This is a genomic window from Streptomyces sp. NPDC050508, from assembly GCF_040655155.1.
Classification (GTDB): domain Bacteria; phylum Actinomycetota; class Actinomycetes; order Streptomycetales; family Streptomycetaceae; genus Streptomyces.
Genome location: NZ_JBFAJJ010000005.1, coordinates 507802 through 532155, shown reverse-complemented (window position 1 = coordinate 532155; position 24354 = coordinate 507802). Strand labels below are relative to the sequence as shown.

Genomic DNA, 24354 nt, shown 5'->3' with positions numbered 1-24354 from the left:
CGATCAACTCCGATCATGCATGTGAACGCAGTTCATGAGTGGAACCGTGCGAGCGTAGAACCACCAGGTAGCCATGACAATGGTCCGGACCGACTTCACGTACAGAGAAAGCGAACCCCACCATGGACCTCGGCGTGCGCTGGAAGCTGCACGGTGACGGGCGGACACCCGCGCCCGGAGCGGTCGTCCGCCCCGACGAACGGCTCTCCTGGCCGCGCACGTTCGGGCTCGGCGCCCAGCACGTGGTGGCGATGTTCGGGGCGTCCTTCGTGGCGCCCGTCCTGATGGGCCTCGACCCCAACCTCGCGATCATGATGTCCGGCGTCGCGACCGTGATCTTCCTGCTCGCGACGCGGGGCCGGGTGCCCAGCTACCTGGGCTGTTCCCTCTCCTTCGTGGGCGTGGCCGCGGTGATCCGCGCACAGGGCGGGACGAGCGCGACGGTGACCGGTGCGGTGTTCGTCGTCGGGGTCGTGCTGTTCCTGGTGGGTGTCGCCGTGCAGCGGTTCGGGGCGCGGATCATCCATGCCGCGATGCCGCCGATCGTGACCGGCGCGGTGGTGATGCTGATCGGCTTCAACCTCGCGCCGGTCACCGCCGCGACGTACTGGCCGCAGGACCAGTGGACGGCCCTGCTGGTCATGGCGTTCACCGGTCTGGCCGTCGTCTGTCTGCGTGGTTTCTTCTCACGCGTCGCGATCTTCCTGGGCCTGGTCTTCGGCTACGGCATCTCCTGGGCGTTCGACCGGATCTTCGGCCGGATCCACTCGATGAGCGCGAGCGGCGAGGTCACCGACCACTGGAGGCTGAACCTCTCCGGCGTCGGCAAGGCCGACTGGGTCGGGCTGCCGTCCTTCCACGGACCGTCCTTCCAGTGGTCGGCGATCCTGGTCGCGCTGCCGGTGGTGATCGCGCTGGTCGCCGAAAACGCTGGGCACGTCAAGGCAGTCGGCGAGATGACCGGCGACTCGCTGGACGACAAACTGGGCACCGCGATCTCGGCGGACGGCGTCGCGTCGATGCTGTCGACCGCCGTCGGCGGCCCGCCCAACACCACCTACTCCGAGAACATCGGCGTGATGGCCGCGACCCGCGTCTACTCCACCGCCGCCTACTGGGCCGCCGCCGGCTTCGCGCTCCTCTTCGGTCTCTGCCCCAAGTTCGGCGCGATCGTGGCCGCGATCCCGGGCGGGGTGCTCGGCGGGATCACCGTCATCCTCTACGGCATGATCGGGCTGCTCGGCGCGCAGATCTGGCTCAACTCCGGTGTGGACCTGCGCAATCCGCTGAATCTGGTACCGGCCGCGGCGGGCATCATCATCGGAGTCGGTGGCGTCACGATCAAGTTCACCGACAACTTCACGCTCAGCGGCATCGCACTCGGCACGCTCGTCGTCATCACCGGCTACCACGCCCTGCGCCTCCTCGCGCCCGCCCACCTCAAGACGGACCAACCGCTGCTGGACGAGGGGACGTCGTCGTACGACTCTCCGGGCGAGGCCGACACTGATCAGCCTGGTCAGCGCGCCAAGTCGTAGGCGTACGACGCCGTGAAGGTGCCGGCCGCACCCTTGCAACCGTCCGACTCCCCCGGCAACTTGACCCACAAGTAGCCGTCGATCCGTGCCTCCCCGGTGTTGAGAGTCGGCGCCCGGCCGATCTTCCGGCCCGCCGGGTCGCACCACTGGCCGTCGGCCGGGGCGCCGTTGCCGTTGCGGCTGGTGTCGATGACCGCGCCGAGGCCCGCGGGGCCGCCGAGGGCATCGAGGACCTGACGGTCGTAGGCGATCTCGGCCGAAGTGGCGTGGAAATTCGAGACGTTGCTGAAGATCCCGTCCGAGGAGGCGGTGGAGGCCGCGCCCGCCTGCCTGAGCAGGGCCGCCTGTTGTGCGGCCGGGTTCCAGTCGGAGTGGCCCGCGTCGTAGTACACGCGGGCCTTCGGGTCGGCGGCCTTCAGGACGCGGCCCGCGCGGGCCAACGCCGCGAAGCGGTCGGCGCGTTGGGCGTCGGAGAGGCAGTCGGCCTGGGCTATGGAGTCGGGTTCGAGGATGACGACGACCTCCCCGGAACCCAGCCCGGCCGCGAAGTTGTCGATCCAGCCGTCGTACGCGGTGAAGTCCGACGCCCCGCCCTCGGAGGCCCCGCCGCAGTCCCGCTCCGGGATCGCGTACGGCACGACGACCGGCACCCGGCCCTGCACGGCGGCGCCCGAAGTCACCGCGCGGACCCGGGAGGTGATCGTCGACGGCGTGAAGTCCGCGAACCACACCGCCGCCGGCCGGTCGGCGATCCGGGACTCTATGACCTCGGTGCGGGGGTCGTCGGGGTGGGTGCGGACCCAGTCGAGGACCTGGGAGTCGGGGTGGCGGTAGAGGCTAGGGAAGACGGCGGCCGGCTGCTTCTTGCCGGTTTTCGTGGGAGAGAGCGAGGCGGTCTTCTTCGTCTTGGCGGAAGCGGACGCGGAGGAACTCGCCTTTGCGGAGGCGGCTGTTGACGGTACGTCAGGCAGCGGCACCAGCAGTGTCGCCCCGGTGGCGTCCGGCCTCGACGCGTTCGCACCGCGCCCGTCGTCCAGCGCTTTGATCATCCCGGTCACGGTGCCGACCGCGACCACGACCGACGCGGCGACGACCAGCACGCTCCGCCGGGCGGTCCGCCTCCGCCGCCGGCCACGCGAACCCGACACGCTGCCCCCTCGCACCGAACCCGTTCCCCCGTTCTGGGGAAGTGTCGGGCCCGGCGGCACCTCGGCCAGCCTAGGGCTGGGACGCTGCCCCCATGGGGCAATTGGCACACTTCACCACACCCGTGGACAAGGTCGTCTCCCGGCTGCGCGCGCTCGACGAGGAACTGCCCGCCCGGGACGGGGTCGCGGTGTTCAACCGCGTCTACCTCGCCGTCACGGAAGCGGTCGACCGGAGCGTCGACGCCGGGCGGTTCACGGACGCGCGGGCCGCGATCACGCTGGACGTGCGGTTCGCGGAGCGGTACCTGGCGGCCGTGGACACGGCGGCGAACGGGCGCCGCCCGCCCGCCTGTTGGCGACCGCTGTTCCAGCTCCGCCGCCATCCCGGCGTAAGACCTCTGCAGTTCGCCCTGTCCGGCATCAACGCGCACATCGGCCACGATCTCGCGCTCGCCGTCGTGGACGCCTGTCGTACGCTCGACTGCGAACCCGCCGAGCTGGAGGACGAGTTCGACCGTGTGGGCGACCTCCTCGTCTCGCTGGAGGAGCGCATCCGCGAGGAGCTGATGCCGGGTCCCGACCTGTTCCAGATCGCCGACCCACTCACCCATCTGCTCGGCTCGTGGAGTCTGGAGCGCGCCCGGGAGGCCACCTGGACGGCGGCGCGGGCCCTGTGGGCGCTGCGTGGACTGCCCGATGTGGCCGAGGAGTTCACCGAGCGGCTGGACGCGGCGGTGGGGCTCGCGGGCCGCATGATGCTCACGCCGCTGCCCGACTGAGATGGCCTGATCCGATCGGCGTGCGAGCCGCCTCGGAATGTCCCGGTGATCGCCCTGCGTTGACGGCTCGCACCCGACTGCGAAGGAGCACCGGTATGACGACTCGACTCGGCCTCGGCCTTCCCCAGATGCGGCAGTACAGCATCGGCGCGGACGTTCCCGACGTGGCCCGCACCGCCGAGCAGATCGGCTACGACAGTCTGTGGGTCTTCGAGCGGGCCCTCTTCCCTGAGCCCGCCACCCAGGGCCTGTACGGCGTCCCGGGTCTGCCCTGGCCGGACGTGTACCGGAACGTGGCCGAACCCCTGGTCACCCTCACGCTCGCCGCCGCGGTCACCGAGCGGGCGCGGCTGGGCAGCAGCGTGCTGGTGGCGCCGCTGCACACTCCCTTCCAACTGGCCAAGTCCCTGGCCTCGTTGGACGCGGCGAGCGGCGGCCGGGTGATCGCGGGCCTGGGCACCGGCTGGTCGCTCGACGAGTACGCGGCCTCCGGCATCCGGCCGTTCGAGGAGCGCGGCACGGTGCTCGACGAGCTGATCGAGGTGTGCCGGGCGGTATGGGGCCCCGACCCGGTGACGTACGACGGGCAACTGACGAAGATAGCCTCTGCCGTGGTCGGCCCCAAACCCGCCCGGCCGATACCGATCATGCTGGCCGCGACCAACAAGAAGGCCCAGCGGCGGCTGGTCGACCACGCCGACGGCTGGCTGCCGGTGGGCATGGGTGCCGAGCAACTGGCCGGTCAGTGGCAGGAGTTGCAGGATCTGGCGGCAGAACGCGGGCGCACCGAACCGATTCGGACAGTCGTGCGGGTCAACACCGTGTACACGGCCAAGCCCTACGACGGACCGGACCGCCAGCCCTTCCAGGGCAGCGCCGACCAGATCGTCGAGGACCTGGTGGCCCACGCCGAGGTCGGCCTGGAAGAGATCCTGATCGACCTCCAGACCACTCCGCGGGACGCCCAGGAACTCAAGGCCGTCGCCGCGGAGGTGTACGAGAAGGCGCGGGCGGCCGGGGTCTGAAGTCCCGTCAGTCCTCGGGCAGTTCGACCGGCGCGATCGCGTCGTAGACGTCTCCCGGGCCGGGGTTCGTCGGGTCGGTCGTGCCGCCGAGTTGGTGCATGACGCCCCAGACCGCGTTCAGCGCGGTCTGGACGGCGCCCTCGGCCCAGCCGGCCGTCCAGGAGATGTCGTCGCCGGCGAGGAAGACGCCCCGCTTGTCCGCGGGCAGCCGGTCCTGCATGAAGTGGGTGAACAGGCGCCGCTGGTAGCGGTAGTGGCCGGGCAGGTTGGCCTTGAACGCGCCCATGAAGTAGGGCTCGTTCTCCCAGGAGACGGTCACCGGGTTGCCGATGACGTGCTTCCTGATGTCGACCTTCGGGTAGATCTCGCCGAGCGATTTCAGCATGACCTCCATCCGCTCGTTCGCGGACAGCGGCAGCCACTTGAGGCTGTCGTCGCACCAGGTGTACGAGAGGCAGATGACGGCCGGCTTGTCCGGGCCGTCGTCGAGGAGGTAAGTCCCGCGCGTCATACGGTCGGTGAGCGTCATCGACATGACGTCCCGGCCGGTCTCCTCGTCCTTGTCGAGCCAGAAGGGCCGGTCGACCGGGACGAAGAGCTTGGAGCTCTCCATGTAGTGGGTGCGTTCGATCGCCGTCCAGTGGTCGATCGGGAAGAGCGAGTCGTCGCAGGCGATCTTGGAGAGCAGCATCCAGGACTGGGCGGTGAAGATCGCCGCCTGGTAGGTGCGGATGTCGCCGTTCGCGTCCGTCACGGTGATCTGGTTGCCGGCGGTGCGGTGCAGTCGGGTCACGGCGGGCCGGGGTTCGCCGTTGACGTGCAGGGACGCCAGCGAGGTGCCGTAGGGCCAGTGGACGATCTTCTCCGGCCCGCGGTCCCAGAGGCGGAGCGGGAGTTGCTGGGAGCCGCCGACGATGCCGCGGTGGTGGTCGTCGGCCTCGGTGTAGACGACGCGCAGGATTTCGAGGATCGAGTTGGGGAAGTCGGTGTCCCAGCCGCCCGTTCCGAAGCCGACCTGGCCGAAGATCTCGCGGTGCCGGAAGGACTTGAAGGACTCGGAGTCGCAGAGGAAGCCGTAGAAGGTCTGGTTGTCGAGCTTCTCGACGAGCTTCGACCAGATCTCGCGGATGCGCGGGACGTCGCGTTCGCGCATGGCGCGGTTCATGTCGGAGAAGTCGGCGCCGTCTTCGAGGCAGGCGTTCCAGGCGTGCATCACGTCGCGGTAGACCTGCGGGAGGTCGTCGACTGTGGTGGCGTAGTGGGACTCGCCCTTGAGGTCGACGACGGTCGAAGGGGTCGCCTCGGCAAGGGGGTTGGGGAACGGCCGGGTCTCAAGGCCCACCAGGTCGATGTAGTGCTGGAGGGCGGTGGAGGAGGGCGGGAAGCGCATCGCGCCCATCTCGGCGGTGAGGGACGGGTCGCACCCGTCGAAGCCGACGGTCCGCAACCGGCCCCCGATCTGGTCGGCCTCGTAGACGACGGGCTTGAGGCCCATCTTCATCAGTTCGTAGGCGGCCACGATGCCGGACAACCCGCCCCCGATCACGGCGACTTCGGTGCCGTGATCGGTCGCGGGTATCTGGCCGAGGCCCGCCGGGTGGGCGAGGAAGTCGTCGTACGCGTAAGGGAAGTCCGGCCCGAACATGGTGATCGGCGGCTGCTGCGCGTCGGCGTGCTGGACGGCGTTGGGCACCGTGGACGTCATGGGGTACGGACTCCTAGCAAGGCGGAACAGATCAGAAAAGTCAGTGGGGTTCAGCTGAGGGACCCGTAGAGGCCGGGGCGACGGTCCGTCAGATACGGGTTCGCCGCACGGGAGTTGGCGAGGAACTCGGGGTCCAGGTCCGTGAGGAGGAGTTCCTCGCCACGGCCGGCGCGGGTGCGGGCGACTCCGTCGGGTCCGGCGAGCGTGGAGAGGCCGAAGAAGTCGAACTCCCCTTCCTGGCCGATGCGGTTGATGTACGCCACGTACATCTGGTTCTCCCAGGCGCGCACCGGGACCAGGGACTCGGCGACGAACTGGAACGGGTGCATGTTCGCCGTCGGGACGAGGAGCAGGTCGGTGCCGGCGAGGGCGTGGGCGCGGACGGGCTCCGGGAACTCGACGTCGTAGCAGATCATCAGGCCGACGGTCAGGCCGTTCAACTCGGCCTGGACGACCGGCTGTTCGCCCGGTGTGAAGTGGGCGCGCTCGAAGTCGCCGAAGAGGTGGGTCTTGCGGTAGTTGGCGAGGCGGGTGCCGTCGGCGGAGATGAGCTGGGCCGAGTTGTGGACGGCGTCGCCGTCGCGCTCCGGGTAGCCGTACGCGAGGGCGAGCCCGTGCCGGGTGGCGATCTCGGCGACGGCGTCCGCGGAGTCGCCGTCGGCGGGCTCGGCGAGGCGGCCGATGTCGTCGCCGATCGCGTACCCGGTGAGGAACATCTCCGGCGCGGCGAGCAGCCCGGCACCGCCGGCCGCGGCCCGGCCGGCGGCCTCGTCGAGGACCTTGAGGTTCTCGACGACGGAGCCGGGGCGGCCGGAGCTCTGGAGGAGGGCGGTGCGCATGTGTGTTCCTCACCGGTACGAAAAGGTTGAAGAGCCACCTATCGGGGCCCACCTAGACGGTACGGCTGAGGGGCTGGGCCGGACAAGAAGGAGCCGTTGCGCGCCGATGAGCGGTTCGTTGCGTGCGGGAGGGGTGAGGCGGCGATTCGTTGCGTGCCTGGTAGGTACGGGCCGTTCCGGTGCGTCGAACCGGCTGTCAGACCCCGGGCGTATGTTTCCGCGCATGAATCCTGACCTGATCAGCCGGCTCGCGCCGTTCCGGGCGGAAGCACTGGGGCGCGGGATACCGCCCGAGGACGTTGAGCGGTGGATCGCCACCGCGCGTCCGTCCGCGACCCTCGTCACGCGTGGGGACGGGCCGGTCGTCGGCAGGTTCGGCGGACCGCTGCTGCTGCCCGCCGACGCCCCCGACCCCTGGTTCCCGTTACTCGCCACCCTCGACTGCGCGGCCCTGCCCGAGGAGACGACGGGCCTCCAACTGCCGCCCGACGGCCGCCTGTTGCTCTTCGGCTTCCCCGAGATGACGTACTACGGCGGTACGGCCGGTGAGGTCGTGTACATCCCCGAGGGGACACCCGTGGAGGAGCGGAACACGAAGTACCCCTGCGTCTACGGCGAGGAAGGGGACACGTCCTACGACGGCGCGACGCTCGCCGTCTACGAGCAGTTCCCGCAGGAGGAACTGCGGCTGGCACCCGATGTCTCCGTGCCGCACCACTTCCTGGCCCCCTCCCCGGAACCCGGCCAGGAGACCGTCACGCTCCCCGGCCATCCCCGCGCCTGGGACCTGGCCGAGGTGTGGGACGAGACGTACGGCGACATCGTCGTCGACGGACCGCTGCACATCGGCGGGTACGCCTCCCACGAGTGCACGGAGACGGACCCCGTCACGGACGCGGCGGCGGAGGCGGAACGGGCGCGACGGCACCGGGCCGAGGCGGCACACGGGTTCGGCGACGCCACGGAGCTGCCCGCCCCCGAGCAGTGGACGCTGCTCGCCCAATGGGACATCGGTCTCACCGGGCGAGAGGGCTCCACCCTGCACTGGGTGATCCCGCGACAGGACCTGGCCGAGCACCGCTTCGACCGTGCGCACGTGTCGTTCTTCTGGAACCCCTGACGGGGCTTGAGCGGTCCGGTGACGGCAGCGCCCTGAAGGGGCGCGAGGAACTGCGCGACCAGCCACAACGGACCCGCGGCCGACGCACCGGACTTCCGGCGGAACGCTTAACGGCTGGGCAGGGCAAACACCGTGAGGACGGCCGCGTGGTCCGAAGGCCAGCAGTTCGACGACACGTCCGGCCAGGCGCTGGGCGTGCCGACCACGAACACCCGGGAGTCGAGCACGCTCAGCCCCCGGTGCAGGACGTAGTCGATACGGTCCTGCGGCTCGGCGCGCCCGCTGCCGTCCTCGTTCACCGGGTGGATCGGCGACCAGGTGTGGCCGGGCTCGGCGGCCGGGTCCGGGTGGGCCTCCCGGTAGCTGTCGGACAGACCCGCCTCCGCCGCCGCCTTCGTCACCGGCCACTCCACATCCGGCCAGTCCAGGTGCGAAGGACTGTTGAAGTCACCGACCAGGATCACAGGGACGGCGTCATCAGCCACCTCCCCGATCCGCCCGAGGGCATCCCGCATCTGGGCGAGCCGTACCTCCTCGTGGGCGATCAGCTCGGTGGCCGGGAGCCCGTCGAAGGCGGACTCGTAGGGGCCGTAGGGCGTGTAGTCGAGGTGGCAGGTCCACAGGTCGATCTCACGGCCCTCCCCTACGGCGATGCGCACCCCGGCGGCGCCATAGAAGCCGACGGCCGGGTCGCCGAAGCGGGCGGTGATCGGGTGGCGGCTGATGACGCCGAGGTTCTCGCCAGCGCGGTGGTGGTGCCAGCCGAGCGCCTCGGCCAGTTCCTCGGCGGCGGTGCCGCCCGTCTCCTGGAGGCCGACCACGTCCGCGCCGGTCTCCGTGATGGCCTTGAGCTGCTTGGCCCGGTGGTCGTCGACCTTGCTGCCGCCGAGCCAGAGGTTCCAGGTCAACACGCGTAGCTCGTACGGCGTTTCGTGCGTCACCATCGCGCGCAGGTCGGCCGGAGTGACGCCGACGAGGCTCGCCCGTACCGTCCGGCCGGGTGCCGCGTCGATCGGGGCCAGCGACGGTACGGCGAGGACCGCGCAGCCGGCCGCCTCGGCGGAGCTGACGCCGGTCTGGGTGTCCTCCACGGCCACGCAGGCCGCCGGGTCGACGCCGAGGGCGCGGCAGGCGGCGAGGTAGGGGTCGGGGGCGGGCTTGGTGGGCCCGGTGTCGTCGGCGGTGACGGAGACCGCGAAGCGGCTCGCGCCGAGGGCGTCGAGGACGGTGTCGGCGACCGCGCGGGGGGACGCGGTGACGAGCGCCGTGGGGACGCCGTCGCGGGCGAGGGCGTCGAGCAGGTCGAGCGCGCCGGGGCGGGGCACGATGCCGGTGCGGACGCGGGTGGCGAACTCCCGGTGCAGTTCGGCCGCGAGGTCCGCCGCCGGGGCGCCCGTGGTCGTGGCGAGCCAGTCGGCGGTGTGCTCGACCGGGCGGCCGAGCACCTCCGGCTGGTCCGCGTCCGTCAGGGTCCTGCCCGCGACCTGCTCCACCGCCTCCCACCACAGCCGCTCGGTGTCGACGAGCGTTCCGTCCATGTCGAACAGGACGGCCTGGAGCGGGAGTTGGGTGTGGGGGGTCACGTTTCTCTCTTTCACTACGGACACTGCGGGCACTATGGCCCTACGGGTTGATGCGTTCTGCCACGAGTACCGGCCGTTCCGGCAGCGACACCTTCACGGCGACTCCGGCGCCCAGCGTGGTGGCCTCGTGCGTGGGCAGGTCGGCCTTGACCTCGGTACCGTCGCCGAGCAGAACATGGACGCGGACGACCGCGCCGAGGAAGGCGGTGCCTACGACACGCGCGTCTCCGGTCTCGTCGGCGTGCACGTGGATCGCCTCGGGCCGTACGAGGACGTCGACTTCGGGTCCTGCCGGTGCCTCGCCGTCGACGGGCAGCCGCTGGCCGAGCACCTCGACGGTGCCGTCCGTGAGGTGCCCCGGGAGCCGGCTCATCGTGCCGACGAACTCGGCGACGAAGGCGGTCGCGGGCCGGCCGTACAACTCGGCCGGTGCGGCGCACTGTTCGAGCTTTCCGGCGCGCATCACGGCGACCCGGTCGGCTATGGACAGCGCTTCTTCCTGATCGTGTGTCACGAAGAGGGTGGTGATGCCTAGTTCCTGCTGGAGGCGGCGGATCTCCTCGCGCAGGGACAGCCGTACCTTGGCGTCGAGCGCCGAGAGCGGTTCGTCGAGGAGCAGGACGCGCGGCTGGAGGGCGAGCGCGCGGGCCAGGGCGATGCGCTGCTGCTGGCCGCCGGAGAGCTGGTGCGGGAAGCTCTCGCCCTTGTCGCCGAGCCCGACAAGGTGGAGCAACTCGTTGGCGCGGAACCGCCGTTCGGCCTTGTTCACCTTGCGCATGCGCAGGCCGAAGGCGACGTTGTCGAGGGCGTTGAGATGCGGGAAGAGGCTGTACGACTGGAAGACCATCCCGGCGTCGCGGCGATGCGCGGGCACGTCGGTGACGTCCTGGCCGTCGACCAACACCTCGCCGGAGGTGGGGTGTTCGAAGCCGGCGAGCATGCGCAGGGCGGTGGTCTTGCCGCAGCCGGAGGGGCCGAGCAGGGCCAGGAACTCGCCGGGCTGGACGGTCAGGTCGAGTCCGTCGAGGGCGACCGTGGGGCCGAACTCCCGGCGCAGACCGCGGAATTCGACGGTGGCGGCGTTCTCCGTGGCGGTTTTCTCAAGCGTGGTGGCGGTCATGGTTCATCCCCGGGACGAAGCGGTTTTGTCGCGCCCGCCGACACCGGCGAGCGTGAGGAGGAGTGCCCAGGTGACGACCAGGCTGAGCACGGAGACGGCGACGGAGAGCTGGGCGTTGGACCCGCCGACGCTGTAGATCCACACGGCGAAGGGCTGGAAGCCCAGGAGTTGGGCCACGGTGAACTCGCCGAGCACCAGCGCCAGCGTGAGGAAGGACGCGTTGAGCAACGCCCCGCGCAGATTGGGCAGTACGGTCCGCACCAGCGCCTGCGGCCAGTTCGCCCCGCAGCTGCGGGCGGCCTCGACGAGGGTCTTCACGTCGATGGCCCGCAGCCCGGAGTCCAGCGCCCGGTACACGAACGGCAGCGCCATCACGACGTAGGCCAGGACGAGGATGAAGGGGAAGCTCGGGTTCTGGATGGCGACGAAGGTCTCGAACAGCGGAGTGCGGGACAGGTAGTCGGGGCCCCACTTGAGGACGGTGGCGATACCGGCGACGAACGCGATCGGCGGCACCACCAGCGGCAGCGAGCAGATCACCTCGACGACCGGGCGCAGGCGGGGCGCGCCGAGCCGTAGCGCGACCATGGCGGGCACCATCAGGAGCAGGACTACGGCGATGGTGGCGGCGGCGAGTTCCAGCGAGAGCACCAGGCTGGAGGTGAAGCCGTCGGCGGAGACGATCTGGGTGTAGGCGTCGAAGGTGACGCCCTCTCCCGGCACGTCGACCGTGAAGATCACGGACGCGGCAAGGGGCACCAGGAAGTACAGGGCGGCGAGGCCGAGGACGACCCACCGCCAGAGGTTCAGGCGTCCAGCCATCGCGCGCTCCGTCGTTGCAGGGGCAGGTACACGGCCATGACCAGGCCCGCGACCAGGACCATGTCGAGGCTGAGGGCGAGGGCCACGTTCTCCTGGCCGACCAGCACGTTGCCGGAGATGGCGTCGGCGATCTGCAGGGTGACCAGCGGGATCGAACTGCCCACCATGGCCGCGGCGGTGGCGTACGCGGCGAACGCGCTGCCGAAGAGGAGGACGAACCCGCCGAGCAGCGAGGGCAGCAGCACGGGCAGGGCGACGTGCCGCCAGTACTGCACGCCGGTGGCGCCGTTGTTCTGCGCGGCCTCGCGCCACTGGGTGCGCAGGCCCTCCAGGGCCGGGGTGATGGTGAGGACCATCAGCGGGATGAGGAAGTACAGGTAGACGAGGACCAGGCCCCAGAAGCTGTACAGGTCCCAGCCCTTGTCCTTCAGGCCCAGGTGGGTCGTCAGCACACCGGCGTTGCCGAGCGTCGCGACGAACGCGAAGGCCAGCGGGACACCGCCGAAGTTGGCGAGGACCCCGGACGCGGTGAGCACGGCCTCACGCAGCGCGCGGAAGCGGGAGGTGACGACGACCTGCGCGAGCGGCAGCCCGAGCAGGGTGCCGAGGGCGCCCGCGAGGGCGGACAGCTTGACGCTGCCGATCAGCGCGGTGAGGTAGGCGCCCTTGAGTGATTCGGTGAGGTTGGCGGTGCTGTACGAAGTGGCGCCCGTCGTCTGGTTCTTGACGGTGAAGGCGCCGTTCAGCATCGCGATGGCGGGCACCCCGAAGGCGACCGCGACGAAGGCGAGCAGCGGGACCACGGCGATCCAACTGGGGACGCGGCGCCGCCGCTTCACAGAAGCGGCGGCAACCACGTCGGCCCGCGTGAGCGTGGCCGTCATCCGGAGACGGCCTTCGCCCAGCCCTGCGCGATGACCGTCTTGGCCTTGCTCTGCTGGGCCTCGGTCGGGAAGGCCGGCGTGCCGGAGACCTTCGGGAGCTTGGCGGCGGCGGTCTTGTCGAGCGTGCCGGCCGACTCCATGGAGGTCATCAGCGCCGGACGCGCGTACCCCTTGAGCCACAGGTTCTGGCCCTCGGCGCTGTACAGGTACTCCTGCCACAGGCGAGCCGCCGCCGGGTGCGGGGCGTCCTTGTTGATGGCCTGCGAGTAGTACTGCGCGTACTGGCCGTCGCTCGGGATGGAGACCTTCCAGTCGACGCCCTTGGACTTGAACTCGTCGGCGTAACCGGCGTTGAGGTAGTCCCAGTCGATGGAGATGGGCGTCTCGCCCTTCTCGACGGTGGCCGGGGTGGACTCGACGGGCGTGTAGTTGCCGTTCTTCTTCAGCTTGTTGAAGAAGTCGAGACCCGGCTGGATATCGTCGAAGGAACCCTTGTTGGCGAGCGCCGCCGCGTACACGCCACCGAAGGCCGAACCCGACTTGGTGGGGTTGCCGTTGAGCGCGACCTGGCCCTTGTACTGCGGCTTCAGCAGGTCCGCGAAGGTGCTCGGACAGGTCTTCACGCGCTTGGCGTCGCAGCCGATGGAGATGTAGCCGCCGTAGTCGTTGAACCACTGCCCCTTCGGGTCCTTCTGGCCCTCGGGGATCTGGTCGAAGGAGGCGACCTTGTACGGCGCGAGCAGCCCCTGCTGTGCGGCGCTGAGCGCGAAGGAGGAACCGAGGTCGAGGACGTCGGGCGCCCGGTCCTGGCCCTTGCGGGAGGTCACGGCGTTGATCTCGTCCTGGCTGGAGCCGTCCGGGTTCTCGTCCGTGATCTTGATGCCGTACTTCTTGGTGAAGCCGTCGATGAGGGCACCGTAGTTGGCCCAGTCGCGGGGCAGCGCGATGGCGTGCAGCGTGCCCTCCTTCTTGGCCGCCTTCACCAGGGCGGCCATGCCGCCGAAGTCGGCGACGGAGGTGGCGGTGGCGGCGTTCTTGCCGTCGGCGGTGGTCGACGAGTTGGTGGGAGCGGCGCCGCAGGCGCTGAGGGCGAGTGCGGCGACGACGGCGAGGGATCCACCCAGGACGGCGTTTCTCGGCGGGGACACGGTCACGGTCTCTCCAGGGGTGCGCACGACGGTTTGAGCAGAGCGGAGAACTTGTCTGAACAAGTTGGCCTCAGTACGCCCGCCGATGGTGTCTTGTTCGTAAACATTGGCGAAACCGTGACCCCTTATTCCCTGCACACTCCTGACTGACACGGATCACCAAGGGAACTCGACTACGCTGCTCACGCTGTGCACAGTGGCCAATTCGGAGGGGAAGCATGACGGCGCGACACGAGGAGATCGCCGACGAGCTGCGCAGGGCCATCGACCACGACGAGTACACAGTCGGCAGCCTGCTGCCCGCGGAGACGGACCTCGCCGCGCAGTACGGCGTCTCGCGCGGCACGGTCCGCCAGGCCGTCGCGGCCCTCACCGCCGAGGGGCTGATCGGCTCCCGCCAGGGCGCCCGCCGAGTGGTGCTGGCCAGCCGTCGCAGCCAGAGCTTCGCCGAACTGCGCAGCTTCGCCGAGTGGGCCCGCGCGATGGAGCGCGAGGCGACCGGGCACGTGGTCACGCAGGAGTACCGCCCGGCCACGGCCGAGGACGCCGTACGCCTCCAACTCACCGCGGGGACCCCGGTGTTGCACGTCCTGCGGGTGCGCGGCCTGGACGGTGAGCCGGTCCTCCTGGAGCGGACGGTGTACGCCGACTGGATCTCCCCCGCCGTCGAGGCGATCGAGCCGGAGTGCCCGTCGGTGACCCAACGCCTGTACGACGACACGGGGTTGGTCTTCGCCTACGGCGAGCACGTCATCGACGCGGTGGCGGCGGGCGCGCAGGACGCGGAGCTGCTGGGCATCCGCCGCACGAGCCCGCTGCTGCGGGTCCGCCGGGTCACAACGACCCGCGAGGGACGGCCAGTTGAGTGGTCGGACGACCGCTATCGCTCGGACGCGGTGAGCTTCAGCGTGCACAACTCGATAGGGAACAACGCGCTGGCACGCAAGACGGCGGAGTGAGCCCAGGGGGTTCGGGCGCTCAACCGGCCGCCACGCAGAACTCGTTGCCCTCCGGATCGGCCATCACCACATGGTGCCCGTCGAACTCCGAGAGCACCCGGCCGCCCGCGTCCGCCAGCCGCGTGGCCTCGGCTCTGATCGCCGCCCACCGCTCCTCCGGGCCGCCCCGCACCGGCACGCGGATGTCCAAGTGCAGCCGGTTCTTGGCGGACTTGGGCTCGGGGACCTTGAGGATGGACAGACGCGGGCCCACGCCGTCGGGGTCGCAGAGCCAGGCGCCGTCGTCCTCGGCTCCGTCGTCCTCCGGTTCGTAGTGGGCGATCCACTCGGCGCGCGTGGCGAAGGGCGCGGGCGGCGGCTCGTCGACGTAGCCGAGGGCCGTCTTCCAGAACGCGGCGAGGAGCGGGGCGTCGTCGCAGTCGAGGGTGAGGTCGATTCGTGCTGCCATGCCCCCGACCGTACGACGCCCCACTGACAGTCGCCCCTGAACGCCTGGCTACGTGGGCGAGCCCGACGAGAAGCGGCGCAGCAGCGGCGACAGCACCAGCACGGACTTGGTCCGCTCCACGAACGGCTCCCCCGCGATCCGCTCCAGCACCCGCTCGAAGTGCCGCATGTCGGCGGCGAAGACCTGGACGACCGCGTCCGCGTCACCCGTGACCGTCGACGCGGCCACGACCTCCTGGTAGCGCTCCAGGCCGCGTCGGATGGTGTCCGGGGAGGTGTTGTGCCGGCAGTAGATCTCGACGAACCCCTCGGTCTCCCAGCCGAGCGCCGACGGGTCCACCCGTACGGTGAAGCCGGTGATGGCGCCGGTGGCCCGCAACCGGTCCACGCGCCGCTTGACGGCGGGCGCGGACAGGCCGACGAGTTGCCCGATGTCCGCGAAGGAGCGGCGGGCGTCCTCGGCGAGGGCGTGCACGATGCGTTCGTCGAGTTCGTTCAGCACGGTGGATCGATCACTTCTCGGATGGTGCGGGTGGTGCCAGTCGGGAGCGGCGGTGGCCGTATACGAAGTAGAACACGAGCCCGACGGCCATCCAGACTCCGAAGACCACCCAGGTGACGGCCGAGAGGCTGCCCATCATCCACACGCACAGCCCGAAGCCCACGGCGGGCAGGACCGGCGACAGCGGTACGCGGAAGGTGCGGGACATGTCGGGGCGGGTCCGGCGCAGCACCACGACGGCGATGTTGACCAGCGCGAAGGCGAAGAGCGTGCCGATGCTGGTCGCGTCCGCGAGCTGGCCCAGCGGGATGGCCGCCGCGAGGACCCCGCAGAACAGGGACACGATGACCGTGTTGGCGCGGGGCGCCCCGGTCTTCGGGTGGACCTTCCCGAACACCTTGGGCACGAGTCCGTCCCGGGACATCGCGAAGAGGATGCGGGTCTGGCCGTAGAGCACGGTCAGGACGACGCTCGCGATGGCGATGACCGCGCAGGCGGCGAGGAGGGTGCCCCAGAAGGACTGGCCGGTGACGTCGCGCATGATCTGGGCGAGGGCGGCCTCGGAGTCGTTGAAGCGGCGCCAGGGCTTCGCGCCGACGGCGACGGCCGCGACGAGGACGTAGAGCGCGGTGACGATGACGAGGGACAGCATGATCGCGCGGGGCAGGTCGCGCTGGGCGTTCTTCGCCTCCTCGCCGGCCGTGGAGGCGGCGTCGAAGCCGATGTAGGAGAAGAAGAGGGTCGCTCCGGCCGCGCTGACGCCCGCCATGCCCAGCGGCATGAAGTGGTCGTAGTTGCCGGACTTGAAGCCCTGGATACCGATCGCGCAGAACAGCACCAGCGCGGCGATCTTCACGCACACCATGACGGTGTTGGCGCGGGCTGACTCCTTGGCGCCGCCGAGCAGGAAGGCCATCGCGAGGAGGACGACGATCAGCGCCGGGAGGTTGAAGATGCCGCCGTCGCCGGGCGGGGCGGACAGGGCGTCCGGGATGGTGACGCCGATGGTGCCGTCGAGCAGTTCGTTGAGGTACTCGCCCCAGCCGACGGCGACGGCGGCGACCGACACGCCGTACTCCAGGACCAGGCACCAGCCGCAGATCCAGGCGATCAGCTCGCCCAGCGTGGCGTAGGCGTACGAGTACGAGGAGCCGGCGACCGGGATGGTGCCAGCGAGTTCGGCGTAGGAGAGGGCCGAGAAGAGGGCGGTGAGGCCGGCGATCACGAAGGAGAGGGTGACGGCGGGACCGGCCTTGGGGACGGCTTCGCCGAGGACGACGAAGATGCCGGTGCCGAGGGTGGCGCCGATGCTGATCATCGTCAGCTGCCAGAGCCCGAGCGAGCGGCGGAGCGAGCCGCCCTCGCCCTGGCCGCCCTCGGCGACCAGGAGTTCCACGGGCTTGCGGCGCATCAGACGCGCACCGAGCCCCGGGGACGGCTCGGCGGTCTGACTGCGGTGATGCGGGGGTGCGCCTTGGTCGAGCACGCGGGGCTCCTTGTCGCTGCCGGGCATGGCGGCAGGGACCGGCGGCGCAGGGCAGGCCCTGGATCCGCCGAGCGGGGGTCCTGCCGCGCTGGGTACAGCGCTCGACCCTATGAGCCAGGGTGTCCTGGTCGTAATGCGGCAACCTTGCGCGTCTCCGCAAGATCGTTGCGTTCCTCGGACTCGGGTGCGCATTCGTTGCGCGGCGCCCTGGTGTGGCGCCCTGTTCAGCTCTCGTCCGGCTCCCCCGCGAGGGCCCGTGCCGCGGCCAGGTCCTCTTCGTCGAACCCGATCCGCCCTGGCTGCCCGAACACCTCCGCCTGTGCGTCGATCCAGCGGGTGTGCGCCTCCCACGCGGCCTGCTTGCTCATGCCGAGCGCGGCCCCGATCTGCGTCCAGGAGGCACCGGCCTCCCGGGCCGCGCGGACGGTGAGCTGACGACCGTAGGCGGCCTTGCGGGCGACGACCTCGCTCAGGGCGAGCAGCTCCAGCGTCTCGGCCTTGTCGAGGGCCTCGGCGTCGCTGCCGAAGCCGGCGAGGGACTCGCGGGTGCGGAGGTCGTCGAGGCGGGCGACCGCGGTGAGGAGGGTGTGCTCGGGTTCGATGCTCTGGGGTGTGGTCATGACTTCAGCGTTACGTCAAGGCCGCTTGACGTCAAGGGAGCCTGACGGAAGTTCTTTGACGAGGAAGGCGCAGGGGTCGACGCACTCCCGGATCACCCCGTCGCGGTCCTCGTACGACCAGCGGTCCACGTAGTCCGTCAGGCGCCGGTAGCCGAGCCGCGCGTAGAGGGCGGCGGCCCTCGGGTTGTCGGCCGCGACGCCCAGGCCGAGGACGGTAGGGCCGTGCTCCCGGGCCACTTTCTCGGCACGCCGGATCAGCGCGCCGCCGATGCCGCGCGAGCGCAGTTCCGGGGGCCACACGGCGAGACCGTTGAGCTCCGGGCAACCGGGCAGGGCGGCCCGCACCTCCGGGGCCGCACAGCCGTCCCAGATCACCTCCGCGTGCCCGACGGGCCGGCCGTCCAGCCAGGCGACGAGATAGACGCCCCCGCCTGTCCCCTGCCGCGCGAACCGCCTGGCGTGGGAGGAGACGGCCCCCGGCGAGCCGATGAACTCGTCGAGCAGCGCCACGTCGTCGGCCCCGCACACAGCGATCTCCATGCACCCGACGGTAGCCGCCGGAGCACGCCGACGGCCCCCGAATATCCCGGGCGCCGGGACAACAGGGGCCGTGGCAAAGCGAGTTGGGTCAGCTCCAGCTGGCGTGCAGGGGCTTGCCCTCGGCGTAGCCGGCGGCGCTCTGGATGCCGACGATCGCGCGCTCGGCGAACTCCTCCAGAGAGTTGGCGCCGGCGTAGGTGCAGGACGAGCGGACGCCCGCGATGATCGAGTCGATCAGGTCCTCGACACCCGGGCGGGCCGGGTCGAGGAACATGCGGGAGGTGGAGATGCCCTCCTCGAACAGCGCCTTGCGGGCGCGGTCGTAGGCCGACTCGTCCGACGTACGGTTGCGGACCGCGCGCGCGGACGCCATGCCGAACGACTCCTTGTAGAGGCGGCCGTTGGCGTCCTGCTGGAGGTCGCCCGGGGACTCGTACGTGCCCGCGAACCACGAGCCGATCATCACGTTCGACGCACCGGCGGCGAGGGCCATGGCGACATCGCGGGGGTGGCGGACACCGCCGTCGGCCCACACGTGCTTGCCGTACTTCTTCGCCTCGGCGGCGCACTCCTTGACAGCCGAGAACTGCGGCCTGCCGACGCCGGTCATCATGCGGGTGGTGCACATCGCGCCGGGGCCGACCCCGACCTTGATGATGTCGGCGCCCGCGTCGATGAGGTCCTTGACGCCGTCCGCGGCGACGATGTTGCCGGCCGCGATCGGGACGTGCGGGTCGAGGGCGCGGACGGTCCTGATCGCGCTGATCATCGACTCCTGGTGACCGTGCGCGGTGTCGATGACGAGCGTGTCGACGCCCGCGTCGAGGAGCTGCTTGGCCTTGCCGGCGACATCGCCGTTGATGCCGACGGCGGCGGCGATACGCAGCCTGCCCTGCCCGTCGACGGCCGGCGAGTACAGCGTGGCGCGCAGGGCGCCCTTGCGGGTGAGGATGCCGGCGAGCTTGCCGTCCTTGTCCACGGCGGGCGCGTAGCGGCGGTTGGCGCCGTCCAGCTTGTTGAACGCCTCGCGCGGGTCGATGTCCGCGTCGAGCAGCAGCAGGTCCCGGGACATGACCTCGGCGAGCTGCGTGAAGCGGTCCACACCGGTCAGGTCGGCGTCGGTGACGACACCGACGGGTCGCTGGTCCTCGTCCACGACGACACCGGCGTTGTGCGCGCGCTTGGGCAGCAGGGCCAGCGCGTCGGCGACGGTCTGGTGCGGGGCCAGCCGGATCGGGGTGTCCAGGACGAGATGGCGGCTCTTCACCCAGGAGACGACCTCGGTGACGACCTCGATCGGGATGTCCTGCGGGATGACCACCAGGCCACCGCGCCGGGCCACGGTCTCGGCCATGCGCCGGCCGGCGATGGCGGTCATGTTGGCGACGACCAGCGGGATGGTGGTACCCGTGCCGTCCGGGGAGCTGAGGTCCACCCCCTGACGCGAGCCGACCGCGCTGCGGCGCGGGACCATGAAGACGTCGTCGTACGTCAGGTCGTACGGGGGCTGGATGTCGTTGAGGAAACGCACGTGCTGCACATCCCAGTCGATCAGAGGTGGTCCCCGGACAGGTCAGCCAGGGGGAAGAGCACGTACTTCATTGTCCCATGTCGGGCGTAATGCCATGCCTCGGATCATCGTCCAGGCAGGTCGACGGGCTCCCTGGAGGAATGCCCAAACGAACCGGTGATTCACGTGTGGGCAACCTTTGGGACACCTCACGTATCGAACGGGCATGACTTCCCACCGCACGGTGTCCGGGGCGGCGCTCGCTGCCGTGGTGCTCGCCCTGGCACCAGGATCCGCGGCCCTGGCCGCCAGTCCCTCCCCGCTGCCGACGCAGGCCTACGCCACGATCGAGGCCGACCAGCAGCTCAACGTGGGATCGACGGCGCAGTCGGTCGACGTGGGCTGGATGTTCTACGACGGCGGGGCGAACGTGCCCGTGCCCACGAACCAGACGCTCGTCATCGACGCCCGGGACGTGGCGGGCGTCGCGGCCGTCACGGTCGCCGACCCGAGGTGCACGGCCGACGGGCAGGTCTTCACCTGCGTCAACAAGGCCGACTCGCAGCGCCAGTCCGTCGACTTCACCGTGCGGGCGGACGCGGGCGCCGCCCTCGGTGCCACCGGCACGCTCAAGTACACCGTCTCCGCCGAGCACGGCACCGGCGCCACCGCGCAGGCGAAGGTGGTCGTCGGCGTCCCGGACCTCGTCGTCGGCAAGGTGCCGGACGTGACACACGCCAAGCTCGGGTCCCGGATCGAGCTCCCGCTCCAGCTCCGCAACACCGGCGACCTGGCCACCGACCGGCGCATCATGCTGCGCTGGGAGTCGGTGGGCGGGCTGGTCTTCGACCGGAAGTTCGCCAACTGCACGTACGGCGTCGGCGACGACCCCGTCGAACCCGGCAGCCAGGCATCCGTCACCTGCGTCTTCACCGCCCCCGTGGCCGCGGGCGCCACCATCGAGCTGAGCAGCCCGCTGACCGCCACAGTCGGCGAACACGTCCTGACCGCGGTGACCGACTACTCGGCGGAGCTCCTGAAGCCCGGCGTGCAGCCCGGTGGCGGCCCCTACCCGGGCACCGGTCCGGAGCTCACCCTGGTGCCGGCGTCCGGAGCGGGGAACGGTTTCGAGAGCGGCGCCACGGGCCGGGTCAGCGTCTCGACCGACAGCTCCGCGGATCTCGCTGCCACCGCCACGACCGAGCCCGGCCGCAAGGCGGGCGAATGGACCCTGACCCTCAACGCCGTGAACCACGGCCCGGCCTCCGCGTACGGCATCGACAACAAGGCCGTCGCCCAGGTCGACGTGGTACTGCCCAAGGGCACGGTCGCGACGGGCAACGCATTCGAGGAGGGGGAGGACGGTCCCTACGGCGAGTGCCTCCTCTGGGTCAGCAGCACCAGGACGGCGCCCTTCGCCGCGGGGCACCGGCACTACGTCTGCCCCGTGCCGCACGGTATCGCCGCCGGAAAGAGTCAGCTGTTCGTGCTGTGGGTGAAGACGGCCAAGAGCTACACCGGCGGCAAGGGCACGGCGACCGTACTCCCCGGCCCGGCCGGCATCCCGCTCCACGACCCGGACCCGGCCGACGACAGCGTCAGGTTCGCCTTCGACTCGTCGAGCGCGTCCTCGCCCACGTCCGGCACGTCCTCCACGCCGGGAGCGTCAGGCGGCGCGTCGGCCACGCCGTCCGCGGAGGCTTCGTCCGGCGGCACGCTGCCCCACACGGGCACGGGCCCCATGGCCCTCATCGCCACCGCGGCGGCCGGGGCCGTGGTGCTGGGCTCGGCCGCCCTCCTCGTCGCCCGCCGCAGACGGCGCTCCCGCTGAAGCGCTGAAGCCCTGAAGCGAACCCGGATCAGTACAGGAAGCGGTGCAACGGAGCCGACTCGGTCAGCAGCATCGTGAGCCGGTGGGCGAGGCGCTGCCACGCCTCGTCCTGCCCGTAGCTGAGTCTCACGTCCTCGCCGTCGGCCGCCTCGATCGCCGCGAAGAGGGTGGCCGTATCGGCATCGGGCACGAGGTCCACCAGGGACAGCACCCGCGCCAGCGCACCGACCAGGCCGACGGCGGTCTTCTCGGGCGTCAGGACGGTGCCGCGGACCGCGGCCACGACACCCGAGGGGTCGGGCAGGTCCGGCGGTGCCACGAGGAGCCCGGACAGCTCGCGCAGCAACGCGTACAACAAGTCCGTCTCCCCGGTGGGCAGTTCGACGATGCGCAGGCCCTCGTGCTCCCAACGGCCGTTCGGCGTCCACACCTTGGGGCCTCGCGCCACCGCGTCGGCCAGTGTCTCCCTCACCCGCCGGAAGGCCACGAGCCCGTCCGCGAAAAGCGCGTGCTCACGCACCCCACCGGCGGACTCGGCCAGGGGCGCCAGCAAGTGTTCCTCCACTCGGTCGCACTGCGCTTCGAGGTCCGGATCGACGACCACGAGACGAACCGACGTGCGCTGCTCCTGTTGCTCCATACCGAACACTCTGCCAGCCGCCTCGGACAATCGGGCTGGGTGCGCTGCCCGGACCGGCCCTAGCGGCCGGCTCCGCCCAGCGCGAGCGCCACGGAAAGCTCCGGCGTGCGGTCGACCGCGTCACCGAAGACGTCGACGGCGGTCTCCCATTCGTCCGGCCGCGCCTTGGCGTACGCCTGCCAGTTCCGTACGACGACCAGCAGCCCCTGCTCGACAGCGCCTTCGGGCCACACGGTGTGGTCGCCGAGGCTGTCCGCGAGCGCGTCCCAGTTACGGCCGAACCAGTCGGGCAGGGACAGCGCTCGGGCGCAACGGTCCATCAGGCCGGCCTTGTCCGTGACCCCGTCAAGGTCCAGCGTGACCGCGAGCTCCGTCATCTCAGTACCGTCCTGAACGCCTTGTAGTGATCATCGGTGTAGTAGATCCCGCCGCCCTGCCCGGTGACAACGCGCCGACCCGAAGCGGCTGCAACCTGCCTTCAGGCGGCCCGAGTTGGTGCCACACCACACCCACCCGAACATCCGAACCCGCCCCGCTACCAGCGCGTTTACCTGCTCAGACAGGAACGCGGCAGTTGACACTCCTCGAGGGGGAGACGTCGATCACAGTGCCGGGCTGATCAGATGGTGCAAACTGCAATCCCGCGAGCGATCCCTTCTCGACCCTACCGCCGATCGGAGCCGCACTCATGGGTGAGCAGACCCAGACGCAGACCACACCGCGCACTGGGGCGAAGATCCCGCCTGAGGTCCTCAGCCGTTTCGCCGACGCCGGCGTCGACCTTGAGTCGATGTTCTCCGGCGGGCACCTCGGCAACCGCATGGGCGTAGAGCTCGTCGAAGCCACCTCCGACCGCGTCGTGGGCACCCTCCCGGTCGAGGGCAACACCCAGCCCTACGGCCTCCTGCACGGCGGCGCCTCGGCGGTCCTGGCGGAACACCTGGGCTCGATCGGCGCGACGCTGTTCGCCGGCCCCACGAAGGTGGCGGTCGGCGTGGAACTGAACTGCACCCACCACAGGGGGCTGCGCTCGGGAACGGTCACGGGCACAGCGACCCCGGTCCACCGCGGCCGCACCATGGCGACCTACGAGGTCGTCATCACCGACGACCAGGACCGCCGCGTCTGCACGTCCCGCCTGACGTGCCTCATCCGGGACGTGGCCCCGAACGGGGCGGACGCGTCCTGACGGTCGCGAGAAGCCGTAACGACTTGATGGTCCGGCGCAGCGGCGAGGTCGCGCTGCGCCGCCCGGCCTGCGACCGCCGACCGCCAGCACCAGGTTCAAGCAGGGACGAGGTGCTGGACGGCTGGGGCGGAACGCTCCGTCACCACCGAAGCGCTACAGGGCCGTTGAGCGGGCACTCCCCCGCGACGGCTACTTCGTGTCGTCGGTGATGGGGCTGTCGCTGACGATGCTGGGCAGAAGGAAGTCCACGATGCCCTGCAGTTCCGTGGCCAGGCCCTCGCCCTTCAGATCGCCGCGACACCAGCGGAACAGTGCCCCCAAGTAGGCGTCCCGCAGCAAGTGCCCTACCTGCGCGGGATCCACGTCGGCCCTGATCCTGCCCTCCGCCACCCCGGCCCGGATCACGTCGGCGAAGACCTCGGCCGTGCGTGGCGGTTCGGTGATCGGCAGGCCTGCCCGCACCCATGAGGTGAGCATGACCCGGTTGAGCCCCGGCGCGTCCTCCTCCTCGTTGATCTCGACGAGTGCCGTCATGCATCGTCCGAGGGCGACGCGCAGGTCGTCGTTCGTGGGCGTTGCCCGCCGCAACTTTTCCTCGAATCGCGATTGGCGTTGACTGCTCCAGGTCGTGACGAGCTCTTCCTTGTGCTGGAAGTGGTTGAAGAACGTGCCGCGCGCGACGTCGGCGCGCTCCGTGATGTCGTCGACCTTCGTCTGCTCGAAGCCCTTCTCGGCGAACAGACTGAGGGCAGCGGAGAAGATGCGTTCCCTCATCCGCTGCTTGTTCCGTTCGCGGCGACCCATGACAACAGGGGCAACAGGGGATTCAGTAGACATACGTTCTCCAGCGACGAGGGCGTGACCTTGTAACCATGTCTTGCGCGACCCATAGAGATGGGTCTGGTCCCCCTCTGTGAAA

The 24354-nt window shown here is 70.4% G+C and carries 24 protein-coding genes and 1 pseudogene; 7 read left to right on the top strand and 18 right to left on the bottom strand.

Going from position 1 to position 24354, the window contains the following annotated elements:
* The first annotated feature begins 122 nt into the window (after positions 1 to 122).
* Positions 123 to 1538 (top strand): solute carrier family 23 protein, encoded by a 1416-nt coding sequence (locus AB0I69_RS17980; RefSeq protein WP_363096585.1) that lies wholly within the window; start codon positions 123 to 125, stop codon positions 1536 to 1538.
* On the opposite strand, the gene AB0I69_RS17975 is transcribed toward AB0I69_RS17980, so the two are convergent.
* Positions 1520 to 2635, bottom strand: coding sequence for a glycoside hydrolase family 6 protein (locus AB0I69_RS17975; RefSeq protein ID WP_363096662.1), 1116 nt, complete (start codon positions 2633 to 2635; stop codon positions 1520 to 1522). The genes AB0I69_RS17980 and AB0I69_RS17975 overlap by 19 nt on opposite strands.
* A gap of 143 nt (positions 2636 to 2778) precedes the next feature.
* On the opposite strand from AB0I69_RS17975, the gene AB0I69_RS17970 reads away from it, so the two are divergent.
* Positions 2779 to 3465 (top strand): DUF5995 family protein, encoded by a 687-nt coding sequence (locus AB0I69_RS17970; RefSeq protein ID WP_363096584.1) that lies wholly within the window; start codon positions 2779 to 2781, stop codon positions 3463 to 3465.
* Between the two features lie 95 nt (positions 3466 to 3560).
* Entirely contained in the window at positions 3561 to 4490 is a 930-nt protein-coding gene (locus AB0I69_RS17965; RefSeq protein ID WP_363096583.1) for an LLM class F420-dependent oxidoreductase, read from the top strand.
* Positions 4491 to 4497: 7 nt separating this feature from the next.
* On the opposite strand, the gene AB0I69_RS17960 is transcribed toward AB0I69_RS17965, so the two are convergent.
* Positions 4498 to 6195: an NAD(P)/FAD-dependent oxidoreductase gene (locus AB0I69_RS17960; RefSeq protein ID WP_363096582.1), complete on the bottom strand. Its 1698-nt coding sequence runs from the start codon at positions 6193 to 6195 to the stop codon at positions 4498 to 4500.
* A 50-nt stretch (positions 6196 to 6245) separates the two neighbouring features.
* On the bottom strand, positions 6246 to 7034 hold the full coding sequence (locus AB0I69_RS17955; protein ID WP_363096581.1) for a carbon-nitrogen hydrolase family protein: 789 nt from the start codon (positions 7032 to 7034) through the stop codon (positions 6246 to 6248).
* A 223-nt stretch (positions 7035 to 7257) separates the two neighbouring features.
* On the opposite strand from AB0I69_RS17955, the gene AB0I69_RS17950 reads away from it, so the two are divergent.
* Positions 7258 to 8154, top strand: coding sequence for a DUF1963 domain-containing protein (locus AB0I69_RS17950; protein ID WP_363096580.1), 897 nt, complete (start codon positions 7258 to 7260; stop codon positions 8152 to 8154).
* A gap of 107 nt (positions 8155 to 8261) precedes the next feature.
* Here the strand turns inward: AB0I69_RS17950 and AB0I69_RS17945 are convergent, their stop codons facing one another.
* The 5 genes from AB0I69_RS17945 to AB0I69_RS17925 are packed head-to-tail and all read right to left on the bottom strand — an operon-like array spanning position 8262 to position 13717.
* A complete protein-coding gene (locus AB0I69_RS17945) occupies positions 8262 to 9737 on the bottom strand; it encodes an HAD-IA family hydrolase (protein WP_363096579.1) in 1476 nt (491 codons plus the stop codon).
* Between the two features lie 40 nt (positions 9738 to 9777).
* On the bottom strand, positions 9778 to 10857 hold the full coding sequence (locus tag AB0I69_RS17940; protein WP_363096578.1) for an ABC transporter ATP-binding protein: 1080 nt from the start codon (positions 10855 to 10857) through the stop codon (positions 9778 to 9780).
* Between the two features lie 3 nt (positions 10858 to 10860).
* A complete protein-coding gene (locus AB0I69_RS17935) occupies positions 10861 to 11679 on the bottom strand; it encodes an ABC transporter permease subunit (RefSeq protein WP_363096577.1) in 819 nt (272 codons plus the stop codon).
* Complete coding sequence (locus tag AB0I69_RS17930; protein ID WP_363096576.1) at positions 11664 to 12563, bottom strand: ABC transporter permease subunit; 900 nt, start codon at positions 12561 to 12563, stop codon at positions 11664 to 11666. Before AB0I69_RS17930 ends, AB0I69_RS17935 begins: the two co-directional genes overlap by 16 nt.
* Positions 12560 to 13717: an extracellular solute-binding protein gene (locus AB0I69_RS17925; RefSeq protein ID WP_363096575.1), complete on the bottom strand. Its 1158-nt coding sequence runs from the start codon at positions 13715 to 13717 to the stop codon at positions 12560 to 12562. The genes AB0I69_RS17930 and AB0I69_RS17925 overlap by 4 nt, the downstream gene beginning before the upstream one ends.
* A 212-nt stretch (positions 13718 to 13929) precedes the next feature.
* Between AB0I69_RS17925 and AB0I69_RS17920 the strand changes: the two genes are divergently transcribed.
* Positions 13930 to 14670, top strand: a complete 741-nt coding sequence (locus tag AB0I69_RS17920; protein WP_363096574.1) for a GntR family transcriptional regulator — start codon at positions 13930 to 13932, stop codon at positions 14668 to 14670.
* Between the two features lie 19 nt (positions 14671 to 14689).
* Here the strand turns inward: AB0I69_RS17920 and AB0I69_RS17915 are convergent, their stop codons facing one another.
* From AB0I69_RS17915 to AB0I69_RS17890, 6 genes are all read right to left on the bottom strand, one after another.
* Positions 14690 to 15118 (bottom strand): VOC family protein, encoded by a 429-nt coding sequence (locus tag AB0I69_RS17915; protein ID WP_363096573.1) that lies wholly within the window; start codon positions 15116 to 15118, stop codon positions 14690 to 14692.
* A gap of 48 nt (positions 15119 to 15166) precedes the next feature.
* The gene (locus tag AB0I69_RS17910; RefSeq protein WP_019059706.1) at positions 15167 to 15619 is read right to left on the bottom strand and encodes an Lrp/AsnC family transcriptional regulator; all 453 of its coding nucleotides are present in this window, start codon (positions 15617 to 15619) and stop codon (positions 15167 to 15169) included.
* Positions 15620 to 15629: 10 nt separating this feature from the next.
* Positions 15630 to 17105 carry an amino acid permease gene (locus AB0I69_RS17905; protein WP_363096572.1) on the bottom strand — a complete coding sequence of 492 codons (1476 nt, stop codon included), beginning with the start codon at positions 17103 to 17105 and terminating at the stop codon, positions 15630 to 15632.
* 224 nt (positions 17106 to 17329) lie between these two features.
* A complete protein-coding gene (locus tag AB0I69_RS17900) occupies positions 17330 to 17725 on the bottom strand; it encodes a hypothetical protein (RefSeq protein WP_363096571.1) in 396 nt (131 codons plus the stop codon).
* Between the two features lie 15 nt (positions 17726 to 17740).
* Positions 17741 to 18265, bottom strand: a complete 525-nt coding sequence (locus AB0I69_RS17895; protein ID WP_363096570.1) for a GNAT family N-acetyltransferase — start codon at positions 18263 to 18265, stop codon at positions 17741 to 17743.
* An 88-nt stretch (positions 18266 to 18353) separates the two neighbouring features.
* The gene (locus tag AB0I69_RS17890) at positions 18354 to 19796 is read right to left on the bottom strand and encodes a GuaB1 family IMP dehydrogenase-related protein (protein WP_363096661.1); all 1443 of its coding nucleotides are present in this window, start codon (positions 19794 to 19796) and stop codon (positions 18354 to 18356) included.
* A 205-nt stretch (positions 19797 to 20001) separates the two neighbouring features.
* Here AB0I69_RS17890 and AB0I69_RS17885 point away from each other — a divergent pair, with 205 nt between their 5' ends.
* Positions 20002 to 21606 carry an LPXTG cell wall anchor domain-containing protein gene (locus AB0I69_RS17885; protein ID WP_363096569.1) on the top strand — a complete coding sequence of 535 codons (1605 nt, stop codon included), beginning with the start codon at positions 20002 to 20004 and terminating at the stop codon, positions 21604 to 21606.
* Between the two features lie 28 nt (positions 21607 to 21634).
* On the opposite strand, the gene AB0I69_RS17880 is transcribed toward AB0I69_RS17885, so the two are convergent.
* From AB0I69_RS17880 to AB0I69_RS17870, 3 genes and pseudogenes are all read right to left on the bottom strand, one after another.
* Positions 21635 to 22246, bottom strand: coding sequence for a hypothetical protein (locus AB0I69_RS17880; RefSeq protein WP_363096568.1), 612 nt, complete (start codon positions 22244 to 22246; stop codon positions 21635 to 21637).
* Positions 22247 to 22305: 59 nt separating this feature from the next.
* Positions 22306 to 22623 carry a barstar family protein gene (locus AB0I69_RS17875; RefSeq protein ID WP_363096567.1) on the bottom strand — a complete coding sequence of 106 codons (318 nt, stop codon included), beginning with the start codon at positions 22621 to 22623 and terminating at the stop codon, positions 22306 to 22308.
* A pseudogene (locus tag AB0I69_RS17870) lies at positions 22620 to 22697 on the bottom strand (ribonuclease domain-containing protein); the annotation flags it as partial. The pseudogene AB0I69_RS17870 and the gene AB0I69_RS17875, both read right to left, overlap by 4 nt.
* Positions 22698 to 22934: 237 nt before the next feature.
* Between AB0I69_RS17870 and AB0I69_RS17865 the strand changes: the two are divergent.
* Positions 22935 to 23435 (top strand): hotdog fold thioesterase, encoded by a 501-nt coding sequence (locus tag AB0I69_RS17865; protein WP_363096566.1) that lies wholly within the window; start codon positions 22935 to 22937, stop codon positions 23433 to 23435.
* A 189-nt stretch (positions 23436 to 23624) separates the two neighbouring features.
* On the opposite strand, the gene AB0I69_RS17860 is transcribed toward AB0I69_RS17865, so the two are convergent.
* A complete protein-coding gene (locus AB0I69_RS17860; protein WP_363096565.1) occupies positions 23625 to 24209 on the bottom strand; it encodes a TetR/AcrR family transcriptional regulator in 585 nt (194 codons plus the stop codon).
* Between the last annotated feature and the right edge of the window lie 145 nt (positions 24210 to 24354).

Excerpts from the sequence above, each read along its gene's own strand:
- AB0I69_RS17980 (WP_363096585.1), top strand. The coding sequence starts at position 123 with ATGGACCTCGGCGTGCGCTGGAAGCTGCACGGTGACGGGCGGACACCC.
- AB0I69_RS17875 (WP_363096567.1), bottom strand. The coding sequence starts at position 22,623 with ATGACGGAGCTCGCGGTCACGCTGGACCTTGACGGGGTCACGGACAAG.
- AB0I69_RS17920 (WP_363096574.1), top strand. The coding sequence starts at position 13,930 with ATGACGGCGCGACACGAGGAGATCGCCGACGAGCTGCGCAGGGCCATC.
- AB0I69_RS17955 (WP_363096581.1), bottom strand. The coding sequence starts at position 7,034 with ATGCGCACCGCCCTCCTCCAGAGCTCCGGCCGCCCCGGCTCCGTCGTC.
- AB0I69_RS17950 (WP_363096580.1), top strand. The coding sequence starts at position 7,258 with ATGAATCCTGACCTGATCAGCCGGCTCGCGCCGTTCCGGGCGGAAGCA.
- AB0I69_RS17915 (WP_363096573.1), bottom strand. The coding sequence starts at position 15,118 with ATGGCAGCACGAATCGACCTCACCCTCGACTGCGACGACGCCCCGCTC.
- AB0I69_RS17940 (WP_363096578.1), bottom strand. The coding sequence starts at position 10,857 with ATGACCGCCACCACGCTTGAGAAAACCGCCACGGAGAACGCCGCCACC.
- AB0I69_RS17930 (WP_363096576.1), bottom strand. The coding sequence starts at position 12,563 with ATGACGGCCACGCTCACGCGGGCCGACGTGGTTGCCGCCGCTTCTGTG.
- AB0I69_RS17935 (WP_363096577.1), bottom strand. The coding sequence starts at position 11,679 with ATGGCTGGACGCCTGAACCTCTGGCGGTGGGTCGTCCTCGGCCTCGCC.
- AB0I69_RS17895 (WP_363096570.1), bottom strand. The coding sequence starts at position 18,265 with ATGGAGATCGCTGTGTGCGGGGCCGACGACGTGGCGCTGCTCGACGAG.
- AB0I69_RS17965 (WP_363096583.1), top strand. The coding sequence starts at position 3,561 with ATGACGACTCGACTCGGCCTCGGCCTTCCCCAGATGCGGCAGTACAGC.
- AB0I69_RS17960 (WP_363096582.1), bottom strand. The coding sequence starts at position 6,195 with ATGACGTCCACGGTGCCCAACGCCGTCCAGCACGCCGACGCGCAGCAG.
- AB0I69_RS17860 (WP_363096565.1), bottom strand. The coding sequence starts at position 24,209 with ATGAGGGAACGCATCTTCTCCGCTGCCCTCAGTCTGTTCGCCGAGAAG.
- AB0I69_RS17885 (WP_363096569.1), top strand. The coding sequence starts at position 20,002 with ATGACTTCCCACCGCACGGTGTCCGGGGCGGCGCTCGCTGCCGTGGTG.
- AB0I69_RS17970 (WP_363096584.1), top strand. The coding sequence starts at position 2,779 with ATGGGGCAATTGGCACACTTCACCACACCCGTGGACAAGGTCGTCTCC.
- AB0I69_RS17900 (WP_363096571.1), bottom strand. The coding sequence starts at position 17,725 with ATGACCACACCCCAGAGCATCGAACCCGAGCACACCCTCCTCACCGCG.
- AB0I69_RS17865 (WP_363096566.1), top strand. The coding sequence starts at position 22,935 with ATGGGTGAGCAGACCCAGACGCAGACCACACCGCGCACTGGGGCGAAG.
- AB0I69_RS17880 (WP_363096568.1), bottom strand. The coding sequence starts at position 22,246 with ATGGAGCAACAGGAGCAGCGCACGTCGGTTCGTCTCGTGGTCGTCGAT.